This window comes from Actinomycetes bacterium (genome assembly GCA_036000965.1).
In the GTDB taxonomy this organism is placed as follows: Bacteria; Actinomycetota; CALGFH01; order CALGFH01; family CALGFH01; genus DASYUT01.
This window is the reverse complement of sequence record DASYUT010000180.1, coordinates 24,910-46,046: the sequence shown is the minus strand read 5'-3', so window position 1 is coordinate 46,046 and position 21,137 is coordinate 24,910. Positions and strand designations below refer to the sequence as shown.

19 protein-coding genes and 1 pseudogene are annotated in these 21,137 nt (G+C 72.3%); 7 read left to right on the top strand and 13 right to left on the bottom strand.

Going from position 1 to position 21,137, the window contains the following annotated elements; genetic code table 11:
- Positions 1-82 precede the first annotated feature (82 nt).
- Complete coding sequence (locus tag VG276_16555) at positions 83-1,195, top strand: sulfite oxidase (GenBank protein HEV8650956.1); 1,113 nt, start codon at positions 83-85, stop codon at positions 1,193-1,195.
- A gap of 33 nt (positions 1,196-1,228) precedes the next feature.
- Here VG276_16555 and VG276_16550 read toward each other — a convergent pair whose 3' ends face one another.
- From VG276_16550 to coxB, 5 genes are all read right to left on the bottom strand, one after another.
- Complete coding sequence (locus VG276_16550; protein ID HEV8650955.1) at positions 1,229-1,873, bottom strand: TlpA disulfide reductase family protein; 645 nt, start codon at positions 1,871-1,873, stop codon at positions 1,229-1,231.
- Between the two features lie 7 nt (positions 1,874-1,880).
- Positions 1,881-2,741 carry a nuclear transport factor 2 family protein gene (locus VG276_16545; protein ID HEV8650954.1) on the bottom strand — a complete coding sequence of 287 codons (861 nt, stop codon included), beginning with the start codon at positions 2,739-2,741 and terminating at the stop codon, positions 1,881-1,883.
- A 73-nt stretch (positions 2,742-2,814) separates the two neighbouring features.
- The gene (locus VG276_16540; protein HEV8650953.1) at positions 2,815-3,432 is read right to left on the bottom strand and encodes a cytochrome c oxidase subunit 3; all 618 of its coding nucleotides are present in this window, start codon (positions 3,430-3,432) and stop codon (positions 2,815-2,817) included.
- On the bottom strand, positions 3,432-5,108 hold the full coding sequence (gene ctaD / locus VG276_16535; GenBank protein ID HEV8650952.1) for a cytochrome c oxidase subunit I: 1,677 nt from the start codon (positions 5,106-5,108) through the stop codon (positions 3,432-3,434). Before ctaD ends, VG276_16540 begins: the two co-directional genes overlap by 1 nt.
- A gap of 35 nt (positions 5,109-5,143) precedes the next feature.
- Positions 5,144-6,211, bottom strand: a complete 1,068-nt coding sequence (gene coxB / locus VG276_16530; GenBank protein ID HEV8650951.1) for a cytochrome c oxidase subunit II — start codon at positions 6,209-6,211, stop codon at positions 5,144-5,146.
- A 289-nt stretch (positions 6,212-6,500) separates the two neighbouring features.
- On the opposite strand from coxB, the gene VG276_16525 reads away from it, so the two are divergent.
- Together VG276_16525 and VG276_16520 are read left to right on the top strand one after the other, a co-directional pair.
- Entirely contained in the window at positions 6,501-7,496 is a 996-nt protein-coding gene (locus VG276_16525) for a septum formation family protein (protein ID HEV8650950.1), read from the top strand.
- Between the two features lie 42 nt (positions 7,497-7,538).
- Positions 7,539-8,579, top strand: a complete 1,041-nt coding sequence (locus VG276_16520) for a cytochrome c oxidase assembly protein (protein HEV8650949.1) — start codon at positions 7,539-7,541, stop codon at positions 8,577-8,579.
- A 260-nt stretch (positions 8,580-8,839) separates the two neighbouring features.
- Here VG276_16520 and VG276_16515 read toward each other — a convergent pair whose 3' ends face one another.
- From VG276_16515 to VG276_16495, 5 genes and pseudogenes are all read right to left on the bottom strand, one after another.
- Complete coding sequence (locus VG276_16515; GenBank protein HEV8650948.1) at positions 8,840-9,793, bottom strand: heme o synthase; 954 nt, start codon at positions 9,791-9,793, stop codon at positions 8,840-8,842.
- A gap of 15 nt (positions 9,794-9,808) precedes the next feature.
- Positions 9,809-10,192 (bottom strand): annotated as a pseudogene (locus VG276_16510) (COX15/CtaA family protein).
- A 31-nt stretch (positions 10,193-10,223) separates the two neighbouring features.
- Positions 10,224-10,661: a COX15/CtaA family protein gene (locus VG276_16505; GenBank protein HEV8650947.1), complete on the bottom strand. Its 438-nt coding sequence runs from the start codon at positions 10,659-10,661 to the stop codon at positions 10,224-10,226.
- A 472-nt stretch (positions 10,662-11,133) separates the two neighbouring features.
- Entirely contained in the window at positions 11,134-11,469 is a 336-nt protein-coding gene (locus VG276_16500) for a hypothetical protein (GenBank protein ID HEV8650946.1), read from the bottom strand.
- Positions 11,470-11,539: 70 nt separating this feature from the next.
- The gene (locus VG276_16495) at positions 11,540-12,313 is read right to left on the bottom strand and encodes an AIM24 family protein (GenBank protein ID HEV8650945.1); all 774 of its coding nucleotides are present in this window, start codon (positions 12,311-12,313) and stop codon (positions 11,540-11,542) included.
- A 233-nt stretch (positions 12,314-12,546) separates the two neighbouring features.
- Between VG276_16495 and VG276_16490 the strand changes: the two genes are divergently transcribed.
- Both VG276_16490 and VG276_16485 read left to right on the top strand, forming a co-directional pair.
- Complete coding sequence (locus tag VG276_16490) at positions 12,547-13,863, top strand: quinolinate phosphoribosyl transferase (protein ID HEV8650944.1); 1,317 nt, start codon at positions 12,547-12,549, stop codon at positions 13,861-13,863.
- A gap of 112 nt (positions 13,864-13,975) precedes the next feature.
- Entirely contained in the window at positions 13,976-14,959 is a 984-nt protein-coding gene (locus tag VG276_16485) for an aldo/keto reductase (protein ID HEV8650943.1), read from the top strand.
- A 121-nt stretch (positions 14,960-15,080) separates the two neighbouring features.
- On the opposite strand, the gene VG276_16480 is transcribed toward VG276_16485, so the two are convergent.
- Positions 15,081-16,040, bottom strand: coding sequence for a hypothetical protein (locus VG276_16480; protein ID HEV8650942.1), 960 nt, complete (start codon positions 16,038-16,040; stop codon positions 15,081-15,083).
- Positions 16,041-16,223: 183 nt separating this feature from the next.
- Positions 16,224-17,618: a S41 family peptidase gene (locus VG276_16475; GenBank protein ID HEV8650941.1), complete on the bottom strand. Its 1,395-nt coding sequence runs from the start codon at positions 17,616-17,618 to the stop codon at positions 16,224-16,226.
- Positions 17,619-18,217: 599 nt separating this feature from the next.
- Here VG276_16475 and VG276_16470 point away from each other — a divergent pair.
- Entirely contained in the window at positions 18,218-19,588 is a 1,371-nt protein-coding gene (locus tag VG276_16470) for a PhoH family protein (protein HEV8650940.1), read from the top strand.
- A 29-nt stretch (positions 19,589-19,617) separates the two neighbouring features.
- Entirely contained in the window at positions 19,618-19,935 is a 318-nt protein-coding gene (locus tag VG276_16465) for a hypothetical protein (protein HEV8650939.1), read from the top strand.
- A 234-nt stretch (positions 19,936-20,169) separates the two neighbouring features.
- Here VG276_16465 and VG276_16460 read toward each other — a convergent pair whose 3' ends face one another.
- Positions 20,170-20,907: a VOC family protein gene (locus tag VG276_16460; GenBank protein ID HEV8650938.1), complete on the bottom strand. Its 738-nt coding sequence runs from the start codon at positions 20,905-20,907 to the stop codon at positions 20,170-20,172.
- Positions 20,908-21,137 lie beyond the last annotated feature (230 nt).

The window sequence follows — 21,137 nt, the reverse complement described above, 5'->3', positions numbered from 1 at the left end:
TGGCAGCATCCCCGACCTGACGGAGTGACACGTGAGCGACCAGGCCATCGAGGACGTCGCCCCCGCGCGAGGGGAGGTCGGCATGGACCGTCCGGCAACCGGGGAGCTGCCCCCTGGCGTGACCGCCTCCGAGCAGATCACCCGCGAGGAGCTGCAGCTCGCGACCCGTAACCACGGCATGCCGCTGGAGGCGCTGCGCTGGCCGGTGACCCCGGTCGGGCTGCACTACCTGCTGGTCCACTACGACGTACCGGTGGTCGACCCGGCCACGTGGCGGCTCGAGCTGGGCGGGAGGGTGAGCCGGGCCCGCTCGTTCACCCTCGACGAGCTCCGGGCCCGCCAAGCGGTGACCCGCCTGGTGACGATGGAGTGCGCCGGCAACGGCCGGGCCCGGTTGTCGCCCCGTGCGGTGAGCCAGCCGTGGCTGCTGGAGGCGGTGGGAACGGCGGAGTGGACCGGGACGCCGCTGTGGCCGCTGCTGGAGCAGGCCGGTGTGGCCGACGACGCGGTCGAGGTGGTGTTCAGCGGGCTCGACCGGGGGGTGGAGGGCGGGGTCGAGCAGCATTACGAGCGCAGCCTCCCGCTCGCCGAGGCGCGGCGCGCCGACGTGCTGCTCGCCTGGGCCGTCAACGGGCAGCCGCTGCCACCTCAGCACGGCTTCCCGCTGCGCCTGCTGGTCCCCGGCTGGTATGGCATGACGAGCGTGAAGTGGCTGTCGCGGGTCACGGTCAGCGCCGAGCCGTTCCTCGGCTACCAGCAGGTCCGTGCCTACCGGTACCGCCGCGCCGCCGACGACGGGGGCGAGCCGGTCACCCGGATCGCGCCCCGGTCGCTCATGGCGCCGCCGGGCATCCCGGACTTCCTGACCCGGCGGCGCTTCCTCGAGCCTGGGCCGTGCCGGCTGGAGGGCCGGGCCTGGTCGGGCTGGGGTCCGGTGGTGCGGGTGGAGGTCAGCGTCGACGGCGGGCGCACCTGGGACCCGGCCGAGCTGGCCGCGCCGCCCGCGCCCCATGCCTGGCAGGGGTGGTCCTACCGCTGGGAGCCGGCGGCGCCGGGCGACTACGAGCTGTGCTGCCGAGCCGCGGATGCGACCGGTCGGGAGCAGCCGGCCGAGCCTCCGTGGAATCTGGGCGGCTATGCCGGCAACCACCCCCAGCGGGTGCAGGTCACGGTGAGGTCCCCGGCCGGGCCGTGACCGGGCTGGTGAGGTGCGCCCGAGGACCGGTGGCTACGGGGGGAGGATCGCAGCGAGCTGGCGGGCGAGGCTGGCCTGGGTGAGCTCCCCGAGCTGGCGGGAGGCGAGGGTGCCGTCGCGGCGCACGAAGAACGTCTCCGGTAGTCCGGTGACGCCGTAGGCGGTCATGGTCGGGCCGGACGGGCCGGGGCCGGGATCGAGGCCGGTCGGCCAGGTGGCGCCGTGGCGGGCGGCGAACCGGCGGGCCGCGCCGGGCCGGTCGCTGGCCGCGAGCACGCCGACGAGCGCGAGCCCGTCCGCGCGGTGGGCGGCCCGGGCGTCGGCGAGCAGCGGGAGCTCCCTGGCGCAGGGCTTGCACCAGGAGGCCCAGAAGTTGACCACGACCGGCCGGCCCTTGAGCGCGGCCAGGCGCACGGTGCCGCCGTCCAGCGTGGTGAGCCGCAGGTCGGGCGCGTTCGTCCCGGCAGGGTAGGTCTGCACGGTGGGGACGGGGGAGAGGCGGGTGGCCGCGGCACCGGTGGACGGGTCCGGCCGCCGCTCCAGGGCGAGGACCGCGAACCCGGCGCCGACCGGGAGCAGCAGGACGGCCGCCAGGAGCGCGGGCCGCCTGGGCGGTCCCCACCGCCACCGCTTCGGCGGGGCGGTGCCGTCGGGCTCGGGCGGCGGGGCCACGGCCACCGGCTGGCTAGAGATAGTCGCGGTGGTAGGTGATGCCGTGCTCGCCGACCTGGATGACGCTGACCCCGGGCTGGTCGGTGACGCGCCGGCCGTCGCGCCGGAACGACCAGGTCCACTCGACGATCGCGGTGTGGTCGTCGGCGCCCATGCGCTTGACCTCGTAGCGCAGGCCCGGGTGTCCCTTGAGCAGGTCGTTGAGGTAGGCGCGGATGGCGTCGCGCCCCTCGTGGGGCGGGTTGGCCGGCTCGTAGTAGACGGCGTCGGGGGCGTAGGCGTCGGCCGCCCAGTCCGGGTCGCCGACCTCGAACGCCTCCCGGACCTGCTCGAAGTAGTTGGCCGGCCCGGGCGGCCCGGTGGGGACGGCCGGGGCGCCGCCGGGCGGGACCGCCACGCCGCGCTCGGCGCCGTGGGGGCCGCCGTGGAGCTTGGCCCGGGTGTCGACCGCGATCGCCCGGTACCACAGCGCGGTGGCGGCCAGGAACAGCAGCAGCCCCAGGGCGACACCCCACAGGCCGAGCAGCTTCACCTTGTCCCGGTACACCACCGCGGCCAGGATGACGGCGGCGGCCAGCGCGTAGACCGCCGGGGCGATGGTGGGCGGCATGTGGTGGATGAACCCGTGCTCGTCGGCCGCGCCGCGCTCCTGGCTGGCCGACCCGGGCAGCCCGGTGTCGGGCGCCGGGACCCGCCGCCGGTTGGCCGGGCTGGCCGTCCACAGCAGCGCACCGATGAACAGGCAGGCGATGAAGAACGCCATGAGCAGGGCGAACCCGGCTGGCTCAGGGTGTTGCCAGGCGAAGTAGTAGATGAGCCCGGCGGTGACGCCGAACGTCCCCATGAGGAAGAACAGGCGCGCGGCTGCGTTCACGGGTGCGGTCCTCGCTTGCTGGCTCAGGCTAGATGGTTCTCACTTGCTGGCTCAGGAGGTAGGCGGTCCTCGCCTACTGGCTCAGAAGGTAGATGGTGGTGACCAGGCCGAGCCACACGACGTCGACGAAGTGCCAGTAGTAGGAGGCCATCTCGACGGTGTCGTGGTACCGGGCGGTGAACTGGCCCGAGCGGGCCCGCAGCAGCACGATGAGGATGAACGCGGCGCCGCCGAACACGTGCGCCCCGTGGAACCCGGTGAGGGTGAAGAAGGTGGAGCCGAACACGCCGCTGCGCAGTGTCGTGCCCTCCGTGAACAGGATGTGGTACTCGTTGGCCTGGCCCATGAGGAAGAGGGCGCCGAGGACCAGGGTGATGGCCAGCCAGCGGACCAGCCACTTCTGGTCGTTCCTGCGGATGGCGAACACGCCGAGCTGCATCGTGACGCTCGAGGAGACCAGTACCGCGGTCAGCCCGAGCGCGTACAGCTTGTTCAGCTCGGGGGTGCCGGGCGGCGGCCACTCGGGCGCCGCGGTCCGGAGGGTGAAGTAGGCCCCGAACAGGCCGCCGAAGAACATGACCTCGGAGGCGATGAACAGCACCATACCGAGCAGGGAGGAGCTGATCCCGCCGGTGCGCTCGTGGCCGGGACCGGTCGGGGTCTCGCGGACTGCGGCGTCGGCTACGGCCATCAGCGTGCTCCAGTCGTGGTCGCGTCGGCGTGGACGGTCAGCTCGTCGGCGTGCTGGGCGTCGAACAGGGGCCGCTCGGAGTGGATCTCGGGCAGGCTGTCGAAGTTGTGGGCCGGCGGGGGCGAGGTCGTCCACCACTCGAGGGTGTTGGCGTCCCACGGGTTCTCCGGGTCGCGGTCCTTGCGGCGCAGCGTCAGCCAGACGTTGGCCAGGAACGGCGCGGTGGAGACCGCGATCAGCAGGGACCCGACGGTCTGGAGCTGGTTCAGCCCGGTCCAGTCGGTGAAGGGGATGTAGTCGGAGATGCGGCGGGGCATGCCGAGCAGGCCGAGCACGTGCATCGGCATGAAGGTCAGGTTGAAGCCGATCATCTGGAGCCAGAAGTGCAGCTTCCCAAGGCCCTCGTTCAGGCGCTTGCCGGTGAACTTGGGGAACCAGTAGTACATCCCCGCGTACACGGCGAACACGCTGCCGCCGAACAGCACGTAGTGGATGTGGGCGATCACCCAGTAGGTGTCGTGGAGGGCGAAGTCGACCGGCGGGGAGGCCAGGAACACGCCGTCGATCCCGCCGATCAGGAACATGGAGAGGAACCCGAACGCGAACAGGTTCGCGGTCGTGAACCAGATCTTGCCCTTCCACAGGGTGGCGATCCAGTTGAAGAACTTCACCCCGGTGGGGACCGCGATCAGGAAGGTCATGATGCTGAAGAACGGCAGCAGCACCGTGCCGGTGGTGAACATGTGGTGGGCCCAGACGCTGAACCCGAGCGCGCCGATGCCGGCGGTGGCGAACACGAACGCCTTGTAGCCGAACAGCGGCTTGCGCGAGAACACGGGCAGGACCTCGGAGATGATGCCCATGCCGGGCAGCACCATCACGTACACGGCGGGGTGGGAGTAGAACCAGAAGACGTTCTGCCACAGCACCGTGATGCCGCCCTTGGCCGGGTCGAAGAACGACCCGCCGAGGTTCCGGTCGATCAGCAGCATCACCAGCGCGCTGGCGATCACCGGGGTGGCGAGCAGCACCAGCAGCGAGGTGACCAGCATCGTCCAGGTGAACAGGGGCATCCGGAACATCGTCATGCCGGGCGCCCGCATGTTGAAGATGGTGGTGAGGAAGTTGACCCCCCCGAGGATCGACGAGGTGCCGATCAGCAGCAGCGCCACGATCCACAGGTCGGTGCCGACGCCGGTGCCGCAGGGCTGCAGCGACACGGTCGGGTACTCGGTCCAGCCGGCGCAGGCCGCCCCGCCGGTGAGGTAGCCGGAGAACAGGATGATCCCGGCCAGTGGCAGCATCCAGAACGACAGCGCGTTGACCCGCGGGAACGCCATGTCGAGGGCGCCGATCTGCAGCGGCACGATGTAGTTCCCGAAGCCGGCCAGGATCGGGATGACGAACAGGAAGATCATCGTCGTCCCGTGCATGGTGAACAGCTCGTTGTACTGCTGCTCGGCGAAGTACTGGGTACCCGGCTCGGCCAGCTCGACGCGGATGAACACCGCCAGCAGGCCCGCCACCGAGAACCAGAAGAACGAGTTCACCAGGTACATGATCCCGATCTTCTTGTGGTCGGTGGTGGTCAGCCACTCCATGATCGGGTGGCGCTGCGGGCTGATCCCGTACGAGCCGGCAGGGCCTGCCTCCGGCCGCGCCTCAGTGATGGCCATCGGAACTCCTTGCAGCCCTGGTCGAGGCGGTATCCCTACTTGACAACGAGCTTGCCTTGCATCGCCGTCGGGTGGACATCGCAATGATAGAAGTAGTTCCCCTTGGAGAGTGCAGGAACCTGGTAGGTGACGGTCTTGGGGCCGTTGAAGACCTGACCCCGGAACACGTTGGGCGCCTGGGCGTTCCCACCCTTGAAGAAGGCGACGTTGTGGGGCACGTTCTCCTGGTTGTCGAACTTGAGCTGGACTGCCTGGCCGGCCTTGGCGGCCAGGCAGTCCTTGTCGAAGGCGACGTTCTTGGCCGCGATCTGGCCCGGGGTGGGGTCGTTGGGGCAGCCGCTCTCCGCCTGCTTGACCGACTTGGCGATCCAGTCCCGGTACTCGGCCACGGACACCGCCTTGACCGTGAAGTGCATGGCGTTGTGCTGCAGGCCGCAGAACTGGGCGCACTGCCCGGAGTAGCTGCCCGGCTTGTCGATGGTGACCTCGAAGCTGTTGGTGCGGCCCGGGATGGCGTCGCGCTTGAACAGGAACTGGGGGATGTAGAAGGCGTGGATGACGTCCCTGGCCTGCAGGTTGAAATGGATCTTCTGACCGACCGGGAGGTAGATCGTGGGTGGCCGCGCGATGGTGCCCCTGAGGGTCAGGTCCTGGGGCGGCTGGCCCTCCTCGACGCGCACCTTCTCGCCCTGGAAGGTGAACTGCCACTGCCACTGGAACCCGGTGACGTTGACGGTCACGTCGGGGTTCTTGGACTGGGCGTCGACCTTCTGAAGGACCTGCCAGGAGAGCCAGAACAGGGTCGCCACGATCAGCAGCGGGACCACCGTCCAGGCGATCTCGAGCATGTTGTTGCCGTGGAACTGGGGCGGGAGCTGGTCGTCGGTGCGCCGGTAGCGGAACGCGGCCCACAGGATCGCTCCCTCGACCAGCACGAAGATGATCGCGGCGACCACGAACAGGAGGTTGTAGAGGTTGTAGACGTGCTTCGACTGCTCGGTGACCCCCGGGTACGACCCGCAACCGGCCAGGACCATGATGCCGGCCAGTACCAGTGCCGCGGTCCTGGCCCGGTGCCCGGCTCGGTGCTGCGCGCGTCGCATCTGGACTCGGTCGCCTCGCTTCCTTGGGGTCCCGGATGGCTGCCTGCCCGGGTGCTCGGGGCCGGCGCGCCATGGCATACGGTGAATCTAGCGGCGGTTCGGACCGCTCACAAGTCGATCCGCGCTTGTGAACAAGTGCCTCTGCCTGCGCGTTTGCTACTCTACCGGCATCCGGGGCCGGTCGCGCGCGGGCCGCGTTCGGATATCGGCGCGCGCGCGCCGATTGACGCCCGATCGGCGGGGTGAGAAACCATCCCCCGAGCAACCCTGGCGCCGCGAGGAGCAGCGGATGGCCGACGACCGCGGGGACGACCGCGGGGACGACCGCGGACCGAACCGCCCCTGGACTTCACCTGGGCGGCCGGCCCCGGGACCGGACGAGCCGTGGAGCTGGGCCGCCCCGGGCACCCTGCCGGACCCCGACGTGCCGACCGAGCCGCTGGGCCGCCCGGGCGACCCCGGTTGGCCCGATCCGGGCCTGCCGGGCTACCCCGGTTGGCCCGACCCGGGCCGGCCGGGCGATCCCCGCTGGCCCGACCACGGCTGGATGGGTGATCCGGGCTCGCCCGACCACGGCTGGGCGGGCGCCGCAGGCTGGCGCGCACACGATCCTGCGGCGCCCACCACCGCCCTGCCCCGCCCGGCCTGGGGGCAGCCCCTGCCGGACGACTCGTGGCTGGCCGCGCCGCCAAGGCGCTCGCCGGGCCGGACCGCGGTGCTGGTGATCGTCGTCCTGGTCGGGGTGCTCGTGGTCGGCTCTCTGGCCAGCGTCGGGGCCTACAGCCTGCTCCGGGAGAGCGGCCCGACCCCCGCGGCCGCACCGCCCACGACCACGCCAACCATCGTCACGGAGCCGGCCGTCACCGAGCCGAGCGAGTCGCCGCCGGCCAGCGGGGCGCCCACCACCGGGGCGGGCGAGAAGGTCGGGCTCGGCGACGTCCGTACCGGGGACTGCTACAACGAGCCCGAGGGGGCCGGCGACAGCGTCGCCACCGTCGACGTCGTGCCCTGCCAGCAGCCCCACGACGCCGAGGTGTACGCGATCGTCCCGGTCAACAGCAGGCGGCTGCCCAGCGACGACGCCCTCGACGAGCTTGGTGACCGGGTCTGCGCGGCCAGGTTCCGGCCTTACGTGGGCGTGCCACTGCGCGACTCCACCCTCGACTTCACCTTCTTCACCCCGACCCGGGAGTCCTGGGAGGCAGGGGACCGGACCATCATCTGCGCACTCGGCGACCCGGACAGCGACCCGGTCGAGGGCTCGATGCGCGGCACGCGCCGGTAGGCGGGGGTGGCTGTCCCGGCTGGGCGTCGTGAAAATGGGGCCATGCGCCCATCCCCGTTGCGCCGCGCCGTCCCGGCCGTGCTCGCCGCCGGCCTGGTGCTCCTACCCACCCCAGCGCTCGCCCTCAACCAGGTGCAGCCCGAACCCCGGTTCCCCGAAGTGCTGCTCGCCTGGCAGGCCGACCCGCTGTTCCTCGCCCTGCTCGCCGGCTCGGCAGCGCTCTACCTGCTCGGGGTGCGCCGGGTGGCCGAGCTGCATCCGCGCAACCCGTGGCGGCCGGCCCGCACCGGCGCATTCCTGGCCGGGCTGGCCGTGCTCGCGGTCGCGCTGCTGTCGCCGGTCGCCACCTACGACGGGACGCTGTTCTCGGTCCACATGGTCCAGCACCTGCTGCTCACCATGGTGGCCGCGCCCCTGCTGGTGCTCGGCACGCCGGTCAGCCTGCTGGTGCGGGCGGTCGGGCGGCGCGGCCACCGCAAGGTGATGCGGGTGCTGCACTCGGCCCCGGTCAGGCTGCTCACCCACCCGCTGCTCGCCTGGGTGGGGTTCGCGGCGGTCATGTGGGGGACGCACTTCTCAGGGATCTACCAGGCGGCCCTGGAGAACGATGCCGTGCACGTGGCTGAGCACCTGCTCTACCTGGTCGCCGCGGTGCTGTTCTGGTGGCCGGCGATCGGCCTGGACCCGAGCCGCTGGCGCATGCCCCATCCGCTGCGCGTCGGCTACGTGTTCATGCAAGGGCCGGTGAACACGTTCCTGGCCCTGGCCCTCTACTCGAGCGGCCGCATCCTCTACCCCCACTACGCCAGCGGGCGGACCTGGGGGCCGAGCCCCCTGGACGACCAGCACCTCGGCGGGGCGATCATGTGGGTCGCTGGCGACCTGCTGCTGCTGGTCGCCACGGGGCTGGCGATCGCGGCCTGGATGCGCAACGAGGACCGGGTGACCGCCCGGGTCGACGCCGAGCTGGCCGCCCAGCGCGCGGCCCGGCGGGCCGCGGCGGCCGCCGCGGGCGGACCCCCGCCGCCCCAGCCCGACCACCAGAGCCCGGTGGCGGGAGAGCGCCACAGACCGGCCGGCTGAGCGGGAGCCAGAGCCGGGGCGGGCGGGAGCAGGAGCATGAGCCGGGCGGGAGCATGAGCAGGAGCGGGAGCAGGAGCCGGGGCGGGAGCGTGAACCGGAGCGAGAACCGGAACCGGAGCATGAGCCGGGTGGGAGCGTGAGCCGGGTGGGAGCGTGACGCAGCCAGAGCCGAAGCGTGAGCGTGAGCCAGACGCCGAAGAGCGGACCCAGGACGGTCGGCCAATCTGGCCAGGGCGGCCCGCGGACCCGGACCGTTCGGGTCAGCCGCGGACCCGCACCACCGCGTCGACCGCCATGGCCGCGAACAGCAGCGCCAGGTAGCGGTTGGAGAAGCTGAACAGCCGGATCGCCCGCTGCCCGGACGCGTCGCGCCAGAGCTGGGCCGCGCGCCACACGAACACCCCGCCCAGGGTCAGGGCGGCCACCAGGTAGATCGTGCCCATCTGCCCGGCCGGGTAGAGCAGCAGCGTGACTGCGACCAGCAGCAGGGTGTAGTACAGGATCTGGTGCGAGGTCTCCCGGGGGCCGCGCACGACCGGCAGCATCGGCACCCCGGCAGCCGCGTAGTCCTCCCGGTACTTCAGCGACAGCGCCCAGAAGTGGGGCGGCGTCCAGTAGAAGATGATCGCGAACAACACCAGCGCCGGGATCTCGATGGTGCCGGTCACCGCCGACCAGCCGACCAGCACGGGCACCGCCCCGGCGGCCCCGCCGATGACGATGTTCTGGGTCGAGCGCCGCTTCAGCCCGATCGTGTAGACGAACACGTAGAACAGGATCGCCGCGGTGGCCAGGGCCGCGCTGAGCAGGTTCACCGTGGCCCACAGCCATACGAAGCCGGCTACGCCGAGCACCACACCGAAGCGCAGCGCGTCAGCCGGGTCGACCCGGTGGGTGGGCAGCGGCCGGCGCGCGGTGCGCGCCATCACCTGGTCGATGTCGCGGTCGAGGTAGCAGTTGATCGTGTTGGCGCTGGCGGCCGACAGCGAGCCGCCGACCAGGGTCGCCAGGATCAGCCAGGGAGACGGCACCCCGCGCTCGGCGATGAACATGGTGGGGACGGTGGTCACCAGCAGCAGCTCGATGATGCGCGGCTTGGTGAGCAGGAAGTAGGCACCCGCCGCCTCCCTGGCGGTGCGGCGCGGGGCCGGCTCAGACTCGGCCGGGTCGCGCCTGCCGCCACCGGTGAACCGGTCGGCGTGCAGCACCAGCATGAACATCACGCCCCAGAGGAGGCTGCCGACGGCCAGGTGGGGCACCACGGTCAGGGCCGAGAGCCGGTCCCACACGTTCGCGATCCCGAGCCCGATCTGCACGGCCACCAGCCCACTCGCGTAGCCGGCCAGCCGGGTGACGGTCGGGTGCATCCACTGGGTCCTGCGTGCCCGCAGCCAGATGAGGACGACGATCGCGCCGACGACCATGGCGAAGCCGCGGTGCAAGACCTGGAGCTTCGCCGTGGTCAGGGTCAGGTCGGGGACCAGCTGCCCGTTCATGAGGGGGAAGTCGGGGAACGCCAGCCCGGCATCGTGGCCGGTCACTGTCGACCCGACGAGCATCTGCATGTAGACCAAGCCGGCCCCGACCATGGTGAGGCGCGCGAATCGCCTGGACCGCGACCCACCTGAGGCGCGCGAGGCCCCCTCACCTGAGGCGGCCCCGTCCGGAGCGGGACCGGAAGGAGATGAACTCGAGCAGGGCGAGCAAGGCGAGCGCGGTGGCCAGGTGCAGGGTCACCGAGTCAGCCTCGAGCTTGCGCCAGACCACGATGGCGCCGAGCAGCGCCTGGCCGAGCACCAGCGCCACGGCGCCCACGGCGGCCCAGCGGATGCTGCGGGCCTGGCCGGTGCGCCAGGCGGCCACCGCCAGGACCGTCACCAGCACGATGATCACCGACGCGACCAGCCGGTGGGAGTGTTCGATCCAGGCGTGGAGCTCGGCCGGGGGCACCAGCTTGCCGAAGCAGCGGGGCCAGTCGGGGCAGCCGAGGCCCGAGTCGGTCGCCCGGACCAGCCCCCCCACGGCGATGAGGATGAACGTCGCCGCCGTGGTGGCGGCGGCGAGGCGCTGGAACCGGGTCACCGTTCTCCTGAGAGCGTGAGTGGGGAGCGTGACGATGCTACCAAACCCGCGCACCCGCGCGGCTGGCTCGCCTACGTCACGCGCTGGCCTTGGCGACGAGCGGCTGACCGGCGCATTCCCCCGGGCGACCGGCGGCTGACCGGCGCATCTCCCTCTGACCGGCGCATCCCCCCACGACCCTCACCAAAGGCGAGCGGCCCCCGCCGGGGGGGCCGGGCGGGGGCCGCTCACGCCTGTGAGGCGGACTGTCTACACGGATAGAGCGATCCGTGTGTTCCTCGCGTTACAGCAGGATGAATCTCCTGCTGAGAACGTCCTGATCTGCCGGGGCCGCCGGGGCTGCCGATGGCCGTTGACACCCGTCTTGTCCCTGCTGCTGGTGGTCCGTCTCCGAGGTGTTGGACGCCTCCAAGCCGCCGTGCCCCCCTGCTCAGGCCCCTGTGGACCGGCAACTGATCATGGAGACGGACCACTAGATGTCGTCCAGGCTGTAGCCCCGGTCCGGGGGCGCTGGCGGGCGGTCGGGGGGGTCTCCGGGCGGTCCCGGGGCGGCCTTGGCCTTGGCCTCGGCCGCGGCGATCTCGGCCTCCACCGCGGCCATTTGCGCGCACAGCCGCTCCACCTCGGCCCCGTCGGCCTGGTCGTGCTTGCGCGCCTGGTATACGGCCCGGCCGAGCTGGCGGGCGAGCTCGTTGAAGCGCCGGCGCCGGCGCAGGCCGTCCAGCCGGTCCTGCACCTGCTGGGCGCCCTGCTCGAGGCTGCGCTGGGCCTGCTCGGCCAGGTTCCTCACGTCGTCGACGAGTGCCATCGTCCCCTCCTGGTCGTGGACCGCGGTCCTGGCCCGCCCGCCTCGCGTGCGGGACGGGCGCGCCGCCATGTCATCCGGGGTCCCCGCCGAGCCACCTGGGTACCGGCCGGTCCGGGCCGCCACCGGCCCGGTCGGTGTCGGCCCTGGTGGGCGCCGCCGACTGCAGCAGCACCAGGCCGGCACCGGACAGCGTGGCCAGGACGGCCGGCTCGCCCCCGAGCACGCTGGCCAGCAGCTCGGGGCCGGGGAGAGCGCCGACCCGCTCGACGGTGATGCCGACGCCCTCCTGCACGGCGACCAGCCGGGCCGCGTCGACCTGCACCTCGCCGCCGAAGCGGCCCGGGTCGAGCTCGAGGAAGCTGCCGGCCGCCGCGACGAACAGCGAGCCGGTGCCGGCCAGGCCCTCGAGCTCGGGCTGGTCAGCCTCACGGTGCACCAGGCCGAGCAGGGTCGTGCCGAGGTCCGGGCCGATGGTGGCCTCGGCGACCACCAGGGCGCCCCTGGCGACCAGCCAGCCCCGACCGCCGTCGAGCCGCAGCTCGCGCAACTGGCCAGGGGACGGCGCGGCGAACGCGGCCAGGCCGCTCCCGCCCACCGCGGTCAGATGGTGGTAGGCCGGGCGCTCCCCGGCGAGCCGGCGCCTGCCCAGCCCGACGGCGGTGGTCACCGCCCTGCCCAGCACCCCCAGGACGTTCGGGCCGGCCGGGCCGGACAGCTGCACGCGCAGGCCGACGTTGGCGGTCTTCCATACCAGCCGCCCCGCCTCGCACCATGCCGTCTGTCCGGCGTCGAGCTGGACGACCACCGCGTGCGCGGTCGGGCCGGCGAGCTTGTGCGCGAGCATCGCCCTCGCCTCCGGGTCGAGCTGGCTGATCCTTCGACGCTACCGCTGGACCGCGGGCGAGGCAACGGGCAGACCGGGCAGATGGCCGCCCGGGCAGACGGGACAGATGGCCGCCCGGGCACACGGGGCAGATGGCCGCCCGGGCGCCGGGCCCGTGGGAGCCGCGTATACACTGCCCACGGCACCGGGCCATCGGCCTGGGAGGCCCGATCCCGATCGGATAGGGTTCGCGCATGGAGGAGACCACCGCGCCGCTCAGAGGCCTGGACCTCGGCGGTTCGGCCACCCCGCTGCCGGCCAACGGGTCCGAGCTGCGCACCGGCAACGGTCGCCTGGCCCCCTGGGTGTTCGACCTGCCAGTGGCCGAGCTGCGCGCTGGCTACCGGGCCGGCGTCTACTTCGACCGCACCCGGCGCATCCTGGCCGCCGAAGGGGCCGACACCCAGGTCACCATGCAGGTCTTCCAGCGCGACGACGGCGTGGTGGCGTGCGGGATCGACGAGGCGCTGGCGGTCCTCGCCCTGGGCGCCGGGGCGGCCGTGGACCAGTCCAAGATCGACGACGCGTTCGCCGAGTACCTGCGCGCCCGCAACCGGACCCGGCGGGCCCGGCTGCACGGCGGCCAGGGGTACCTGGACGCGGTCCGGGCCCAGGTCGAGACCGAGGTGACCCTCGACCGCCTGTGGCGGCCCGCGCGTGGCGAGCTGGAGGTGCGCGCGCTGCGGGACGGGGACCTGGTGACCGCCTGGGAGCCGGTGATCGAGATCACCGGGCCGTACCGGTTCTTCGCCCACCTCGAAAGCGTCTACCTGGGGGTCCTGGCCCGCCGCAGCCTGGTCGCGACCAACGTGCGCTGGGTCGTGGCCGCCGCCAACGGCAAGCCGGTGGTGTTCTTCGCCGACCGCTTCGACCACTGGGCGACCCAGGGGGGCGACGGCTACGCCGCGTTCATCGGCGGCGCCCAGGGGGTGGCGACCGACGCGCAGGCCGCCTGGTGGGGCGAGCGCGGGCTTGGCACGACCCCGCACGCGCTCATCGCCACCTTCGCCGGTGACACAGTGGCGGCCATGCGCGCGTTCGCCCGCCACATCCCCGACGTGCCCTTGGTCGCGCTGGTCGACTTCCACAACGACTGCGTGGGCACCTCGCTGGCCTGCGCCCGGGAGTTCGGCGAGCGGCTGTGGGGCGTGCGCCTGGACACCGCCGCCAACCTCGTCGACCGCTCCCTGTGGGACCAGATGGGCGACTTCCCGCCCACCGGGGTCAACCGGCAGCTGGTGTGGAACGTGCGGCGCGCGCTCGACGCCGAGGGGTTCGGGCACGTGCGGATCATCTGCTCGGGGGGGTTCACCGCCGAGCGGATCACCGCGTTCGAGCGCGAGGGCGTGCCGGTCGACTCCTACGGGGTCGGCTCCGCGCTGCTGAAGGGCTCGGGCGACTACACCGCCGACGTGGTGCTGCGCGAAGGCCAGCCGTGCGCGAAGGTGGGCCGGCGCTACCGGCCGTCGAGCCGCCTCGAGCCGGTCGACCTCGCCGTCCACGGCCGCTGACGCCTCGCCGTCCACGGCGGGTAACGCCTCGCCGTCCACGGCCGCTGACGCACCTCCGCTACCGTGGCCGGGCAACCGGCTGGCAGTCCGACGGCGAGGGAGGCGGCAGCGCATGCAGTTTCGCAACTTGGGCAGTGCGGGACCGGAGCTTTCGGTGGTGGGGGTCGGCGCCTGGGCGATCGGCGGCCCGTGGCGGTTCGGCTGGGGCCCACAGGACGACGACGAGTCGATCGCCGCGCTCCACCGGGCGTTCGACGCCGGCGTCAACTGGGTCGACACGGCCGCTGTGTACGGTTTCGGGCACTCCGAGGAGGTCGTCGGCCAGGTCCTGCGCGAGCTGGGCTCGGAGGTCCTGGTGGCCACCAAGTGCGGGCTGAACTGGTACGGCAACCCGGACCGGCGCACCCAGGGTGACCTGCGCCCGGAGTCCATCCGCTTCGAACTCGAGCAGAGCCTGAAGCGGCTCGGTACCGACCACGTCGACCTCTACCAGTTCCACTGGCCCGACCGAACCACCGGCACCCCGGTCGAGGAGTCATGGGGGACCATGGCCGAGCTGGTCGACGAGGGCAAGGTGCGCTACGCCGGGGTCTCCAACTTCGGCGTGGACCTGCTGGAACGCTGCGAGGCGGTCCGGCACGTCGACTCCGCGCAGCCGCCGTTCAGCCTGATCGACCGGTCCGCCGCGGAAGACGTGCTGCCGTGGTGCATCGAGCATGGCACCGCCGTGGTCTGCTACAGCCCGATGCAGTCGGGCCTGCTCACCGGCGCGTTCGACACAGAGCGGGTGCGGAACCTGCCCGAGGACGACTGGCGCCGGCGCAGCCCCGACTTCACCGAGCCGCGGCTGTCGGCCAACCTCGCCCTGGCCGACCGGCTCCGCCCGGTCGCCGAGCGCCACGGCGTAAGCGTGGCCGCGGTCGCGGTCGCCTGGGTGATCGCCCAGCCAGGGGTGACCGCGGCGATCGTCGGCACCAGACGGCCGTCGCAGGTCGACGGTTGGCTCCCGGCCGGGTCACTCACCCTCACCCGGCGCGACCTCGAGGAGATCCAGGCGGCCGTGCGCGAGACCAGCGCCGGGTCCGGCCCGGTCTGAGCCGGCTGGGGCGCTGGGGAGGGACACCCTGACGCCCGGGAAGGGCCGCCCGGACGCCAGGGAAGGGCCGCCCCCGGGCCTCGGGCGCTGCCCTTGCCTGGGCTGTCGCGCCGCCTGGACTCTACCCGCCGTAGCCGTACCCGCCGCTACTGCCGCCGCCGCTGCTGCCGCCGCCGCCGCTGCTGCCGGTGCTTGCCTGGGGCGCCTGCGTCTTGATAAGGCCGTTGGGACCGATCAGCCACCAGATGCCGCGCAAGCCCTGGCCCTTGGTCTGGCCCGCGGCCTGGTCGCCCGCGTAGTAGTAGAGCGGCCAGTTGCTGTACATCAGCTGCTGCTTGCCGTCGTCGCGGGCCTTGACCGCGAGCAGGGTCTGGTCGAGGCCCTGGCCGGCCTTGGCCTCGCCCTGGCTGACCAGCGGCGGCCAGGTCGTCGTGCACTGCAGGTAGCAGTGGGGCGTGCCGCCCTTGTCAGGCCCGAGCGCGTACAGCGTCCGGCCCTTGCCGTCGGTCAGGATCGGGCCGAACTTGGCCGACTTGGCGACCTTCACCCAGGTCGCCTTGGCCGCGGTGTAGCCCTGCGCCTGCCCGGCGGCCTGCCGGACCAGGCCGTTGGCGCCGACCACGTACCAGAGGCCCTTGAGGCTCTGGCCCTTGGTCTGGCCTGGCTCCTGATCGCCGGAGAAGTAGTAGAGCGGCCAGTTCTTGTAGGTCACCTGCTGCGTGCCGTCGCTGCGGGGGGAGAGGCCGAGCAGGGAGGGGTCCATGCCCTGGCCAGGGGTTGGGTTGCCCTGGGCGACCAGCGGCGGCCAGCTCTGCGAGCACTGGTCGTAGCAGGTGCTCGTGCCGCCATTGTCGGAGGCGAAGCCGTAGAGCGTGCGGCCCTGGGCGTCGGTCAGGATCGGGCCGAGCTGAGACTGGGCCAGCTTGAGGGCGGAGGCGGGGGTCGCCTCCGGGCCGGTGGTGGCCTGCGGCTGGCCGTACGGGTCCTCGCCGGACGTCTGCTTGGCCTTCCCGCCGCAGGCTGCCAGGACCAGCGCCAGCGCCGCGAGCACCGCGATGCCGACGACACGCGACTTCTGCATGCAAGTTCTCCTTGTGGGGGGACGAGAACCTTGGCTAACAGAACCCCGAACGAGCCCAGTCGGTTCCCGAGAACTTGCCAGTGCCCCGGACGGCCCCGAGCAGGCAGGCTCGGCACCCCGGGGAAGAGGGGTGCCGAGCCCGGCCCGCGCGCCCGCCCTCGAATCCTAGTCCCTACGAACTAGTCAGGAAAGCTCGGGGTGAGGACTCGCGGCACTCAGAGCTCCACGGTGCGGGCGGCAACCAGCTGGCCCTCGGAGAAGCCCTCGACCCGTACCAGCTCGGCGCCCGGGACCCCGGGGACGGTCACCGAGGCGCTTCCCCCGGGTGACGTCGACCGACGCGCGGGGCCGGTCGTCGACGTAGACGTCGGCCCGGTCGAGGCCGGCGACCGCGAGCTCGAGCACCAGCTCGCCGCCGGCGCCCAGGGTCGCCGTCACCTGGAGGGTGCGGGGCGGCAGCGCAGCGAGCAGTTCGCCGGCCTGCTCGAGCAGGTCGACATTGCCGTTCAGGACGTCGTTGCGGGTCATCCGGTGGCGTTGGTCGGGGACCACGCCAAGGTCCTCGACCGGCGTGCCGGCCACCGCCCCGACCCGCAGGGTGCGGCGGATCGCCACCCGCATGTTCGCTGCCTTGGGCAGGGCCTTGTAGGGCGAGCCGGACTCGGCCGTCGGCACCTCCAGCAGCGTCTTGAGCAGCCCCTGGGTCCACACGTTGGCGCCGCCGGCGCCGGTGTTGTCGTCCACGCCCAGGACCGGCCCGATGCCGTGGTCCTGGAACCCGGCGGCGAAGATGTCGGTGGCGGAGTAGCAGCGGGCGTCGGTGACCAGCACGACCGGGCCGTGGTAGCGCTGGCCGAGCGCGTTCGCGCCGTCCTCGGGGGTGATCGGGAAGGCCGCCGAAAACGTCGCGCCGGTCTCGGCGGCCTGGTCCATCGACGCGTACCAGGGCCCGAGGTCGATCTGGCCGGTCGGGTTGTCCTTGTGCTTGCGGCAGATGCGCAGGTTCAGCGGGGTGTTGATGAACTGGACGGGCTCGGGGACGATCCGGTGGGGCGTGAGCGCCTGCAGGGTGAACTCGCTGGCGTAGATGTGGCCGCCGCCGTTGCCGCGCACGTCCACGATCAGCCCGTTCTGGGGGAGCAGTCCCACGAGCCTGACGAACTCGGTCACGAAGGCGGCGGGGTCGTCCACGCTGAACGTGAAGATGCGGATGTGGCCGAAGGTGCCCGAGGCGGTCGCCACGGCGCGGGCCCGGAACACCCCGGGCATGCTGGTCGGCAGCTCCCCGGCGGCTCCTTGGGTGGCGAGCTCCGCGGGCTGGCCGGCCTGCTCCTGGGCCACCACCTGGGGGGCGAACAGCAGCTTCCTGGCCCGGCCGACCTCGTCGGCCCCGAGGTCGAGGCCGAGCGAGGTCGCGGTGATGGTGGCCTCGTCGGGGTCGGGCACAAGCGAGGGCAGGTTCTCGGTCACCAGCCACTGTTCCCGCAGCTCGTGCTCGGCGCCGTCGATCCCGACGTAGCTGACGGTCACCCACCGGCGGGTCACCGGCGGGAACAGCAACCACGGCGACCCGGGCAAGGACAGCAAGCCCGGCAAGGACCGCGGCAACGGCAAGCAAGGCGACGACCCGATGGACGGCGGCCACGATGACTGACGCGACGCCGGCACCAGGGCCACGATGACTGACGCGACGCCGGCACCCGCGCCGCGGGAGGGACGCGACGCGGCCCGGCAAGGGCTGTCGCCGGGCAGGGCGATCACAGGTACCTTGTAGTCCTCATGATCCAGCTCAACGACGTCCACTCGCTGGCTTGAAGCGCGGTCCAGACCGAACGTCTGCGGGTCTCGCAGCGCAGGGAGCAGCTCATCCGGGAGCTGGCCAGGCCAGTGCTCCTGGACCGCTGGCGTGCCCGGCTCGCGGGCCGGGCCGCCAGCCGCAGGAGCGCCGGCGCCCGCCGGGCCACCCCACCGGCGGCTGGCAGCCGAGGGGTTGGTAGCTAGCGAAGGCGTCGCCGGCACGAGCCGGTCTCCGAGGCGGATCACCCGCCCCGTCGGCGGATCACCGCCCCCGAGTCTGCGGGTCGCCCGCCCCCTCGTCTGCGGGTCGCCCGACCCGAGTCGGCGGTCGCCCGACCGAGTCGGCGGGGTCGCCTGACCGAGTCAAGGGAGTGTCGTCCATGCCCCGAGCCCCCCGTCGTTCCAACCCGGCCGTGCCGCTGCGGACCTACGTGCTGGACACCAACGTGCTCATCGCCGACCCGGAGGCGCTGACCCGCTTCCAGGAGCACGACGTGGTCGTCCCGCTCACGGTGGTCGAGGAGCTGGACAAGCTCAAGACGCGGCCGGACGAGACAGGGGTCACGGCCCGACGGGCGGTCCGGGCCCTCGAGGCGCTGCGCGAGCGGGGGAGCCTGGCCGAGGGCGTGGTCTCGCCGGGCGGCGGGCGGGTGCGGGTCGAGGTCAACCAGGTCGACCGGATGTCGCTGCCCGAGGGGCTGAGCGCCGACACGCCTGACAACCGCATCCTGGCCACCACCGCGAACCTGGCCAAGGAGCTCGGCGACGAGCGCGACGTGATCCTGGTCTCCAAGGACGCCAGCCTGCGGATCAAGGCCGAGGCGCTCAAGCTCGCGGCCGAGGAGTACCGCCACGAGCGGGTCGCGGTCGAGGAGGGCTACCTCGGGGTGGCCACCGTCGAGGTGGAGGGCGGGCTCGACGCCTACTACGCCAAGCGGGGCGGCGAGCTGGTGCCCGACGAGCCGCTGTTCGCCAACCAGTTCGTGGTGCTCCGCTCGGGCACCCAGAGCGCGCTCGGCCAGGTCCGGCGGACCGTGGAGGCGGGCGAGGCGGTGCAGCTCGCCCTGCTCGGGGAGGCGCCGGAGACGTTCGGGGTGCGGGCGCGGTCCAAGGAGCAGCACTTCGCCCTGCACCTGCTCCGCGACCCCAAGGTGCCGCTCGTCTCGCTGGCCGGCAACGCCGGCACTGGCAAGACCTACCTGGCGATCGCGTCCGGCTTGGAGGCGACCCTGGAAGCCGACGCCTACGACCGGGTCCTGGTGTTCCGGCCGGTGGTCCCGGTCGGCCGTCAGGACCTCGGCTTCCTGCCCGGGGACGTCGACGAGAAGATCTCCCCCTGGATGAAGGCCGTCCACGAAACGCTGGCCCAGCTCTTCCGGGGCTCCCACGACGCCGACCGGCGCGAGAGCTACACCCAGGACCTCGTCCAGGGGCTCCTGGACGACGGCACCGTGCAGCTCGAGCCGCTCACCTTCATCCGGGGCCGCACGTTCGTACGAACCTTCGCGATCCTCGACGAGGCCCAGAACGTGGAGTACGGGGTGCTCCGCTCGCTCGCGAGCCGGCTCGGGGAGGGCTCGAAGCTGGTCCTGTGCCACGACACGTCCCAGGTCGACCACCCCTACGTCGACCCCGACTCCGGCGTGGCCGCGCTGATCGCCCGGCTCAAGGGCGAGCCGTTGTTCGGCCATGTCACCTTGATCAAGGGCGAGCGCAGCCCGGTCGCGGAGCTGGTCGCCCGCAAGCTCTGAAGCGCACCGGCCCAGAGAGGAAGAACGGCATGAGCGACGAGACCACCGACGCCGGGCCTGGCCCGGTCGACCGCGAGCTGCTGGTCCGGGCCGAGCTGGCCCTGACCCAGCTCAACAACCGGCACGGGCTGTCGACCGACCAGTCGGCGACCCTCACCGCGATCCGCCTGCGGCTCGAGGGCAAGGAGCGGGCGTCGCTCGACGACCTGCTGACCGCCGGCCGCGACCTCGGCGGCCCCGACGCCCTCACCGACGCCCTGGGCCAGAAGCGCCATAGCCCGAGCTTCGACGACCTGGTTTCCAAGGCCGAGCGGCGCCCCAAGAAGAACCTGGACGACCTTCTGTAGACCTGTAGACGCCCTGTAGACGCCAGGTCGGTGAGCTCCGCCACGCGACCTCTCTGGGCTGGCGTTCCGCGGCAAGACGTCTCAGCCAATGCGGATGGCGGACGTCTCAGCCAATGCGGCCAGCTGGTGACCGGGCACGCCCGGCCCGCACCTGCCTAGCTGGTGACATGGGCACGCCCGGCCCGCACCTGCCGGGCCACGTCGTGGTCCGCCGTGGGTCGCGACCTTCGACCGTCAGTGCGACCCGTGGTGGTAGACGCCGAACACGTTCCCGGCCAGATCGCGGAAAGCACCCGTCTGCATGTGATCGTCGACCGCCATGGGCCCGTAGATCCGCCTGCCCCCGAGCTCCTCAGCCCGGGCCAGCGTCCCCTCGACGTCTGGCACGCTCGCGTAGACGGTTGCCCAGCGGGCCTCCTCGCCAGCGCCCAGACCCCCCTGGATGCCACGCCCGGCCCCAGTGTCCACCAGCCCGTAGCCCGGGGCGCCCTCATTGATCTTCCAGCCGAACAGCGCCGTATAGAAGGCTTGCGTCCGCGTGGCGTCAGCGCCCAGGACCTCGAACCAGTCGACCGGGGCCCCCGTACCCGCCGACGGGCCCTGTGGCGCGCCCTCCGCTGGCTCCTCGCCCTTGACCAGCCCGATCAACAAACCGTCGGGGTCGTTGAACATCGCGAAGGTCACCCTGCCTGGGATCTCGGTGACCGGCATCACGGTCTTGGCCCCAAGCGACTCGGCCTGGTCCAGGACGGCCTGGAGGTCGCCCGCCTCGACGTAGAACGTCGACCAGGGCTCGCCGGTCCGGCTCTTGCCGATCCCGCCGTTGATCCCACCACCGCCCTGGGTATCGACCAGGGCGTAGTTCGAGCCGGGGATCGTCTGCAGCCTCCATCCGAAGAGCTCCCCGTAGAACTTCACGAGCGGCTCGTGCTCCACGCCGCCCAGCTCGAAGTACACCACCGGATTGCCCATGTGTCGCTCCTTCCCTCGGCCTGCCCCTGCATCTGTACGACCCTCGGCCTGCCCCTGCATCTGTACAACGGGCGAGCCCTCAAGATTCGACACCAGGAACCGGCGCGGGGCCAGTGCGAGGCGCACGCCACGCCGATGTGGGCAAGTCCGGGAGGATGCCCCCAGTCATGGAACGTCGGTGACCGTCCCGTCGCCCGCGGAAACGCCGCCGGTCCCGCCCCGTGGGCACG

Bases quoted from the DNA above. Each gene is read 5' to 3' on its own strand.
- VG276_16460 (HEV8650938.1), bottom strand. From the start codon at position 20,907: ATGGGCAATCCGGTGGTGTACTTCGAGCTGGGCGGCGTGGAGCACGAG.
- VG276_16485 (HEV8650943.1), top strand. From the start codon at position 13,976: ATGCAGTTTCGCAACTTGGGCAGTGCGGGACCGGAGCTTTCGGTGGTG.
- VG276_16480 (HEV8650942.1), bottom strand. From the start codon at position 16,040: ATGCAGAAGTCGCGTGTCGTCGGCATCGCGGTGCTCGCGGCGCTGGCG.
- VG276_16495 (HEV8650945.1), bottom strand. From the start codon at position 12,313: ATGCTCGCGCACAAGCTCGCCGGCCCGACCGCGCACGCGGTGGTCGTC.
- VG276_16470 (HEV8650940.1), top strand. From the start codon at position 18,218: ATGCCCCGAGCCCCCCGTCGTTCCAACCCGGCCGTGCCGCTGCGGACC.
- VG276_16555 (HEV8650956.1), top strand. From the start codon at position 83: ATGGACCGTCCGGCAACCGGGGAGCTGCCCCCTGGCGTGACCGCCTCC.
- VG276_16500 (HEV8650946.1), bottom strand. From the start codon at position 11,469: ATGGCACTCGTCGACGACGTGAGGAACCTGGCCGAGCAGGCCCAGCGC.
- VG276_16490 (HEV8650944.1), top strand. From the start codon at position 12,547: ATGGAGGAGACCACCGCGCCGCTCAGAGGCCTGGACCTCGGCGGTTCG.
- VG276_16520 (HEV8650949.1), top strand. From the start codon at position 7,539: ATGCGCCCATCCCCGTTGCGCCGCGCCGTCCCGGCCGTGCTCGCCGCC.
- ctaD (HEV8650952.1), bottom strand. From the start codon at position 5,108: ATGGCCATCACTGAGGCGCGGCCGGAGGCAGGCCCTGCCGGCTCGTAC.
- VG276_16540 (HEV8650953.1), bottom strand. From the start codon at position 3,432: ATGGCCGTAGCCGACGCCGCAGTCCGCGAGACCCCGACCGGTCCCGGC.
- VG276_16525 (HEV8650950.1), top strand. From the start codon at position 6,501: ATGGCCGACGACCGCGGGGACGACCGCGGGGACGACCGCGGACCGAAC.
- coxB (HEV8650951.1), bottom strand. From the start codon at position 6,211: ATGCGACGCGCGCAGCACCGAGCCGGGCACCGGGCCAGGACCGCGGCA.
- VG276_16515 (HEV8650948.1), bottom strand. From the start codon at position 9,793: ATGCTGGTGCTGCACGCCGACCGGTTCACCGGTGGCGGCAGGCGCGAC.
- VG276_16465 (HEV8650939.1), top strand. From the start codon at position 19,618: ATGAGCGACGAGACCACCGACGCCGGGCCTGGCCCGGTCGACCGCGAG.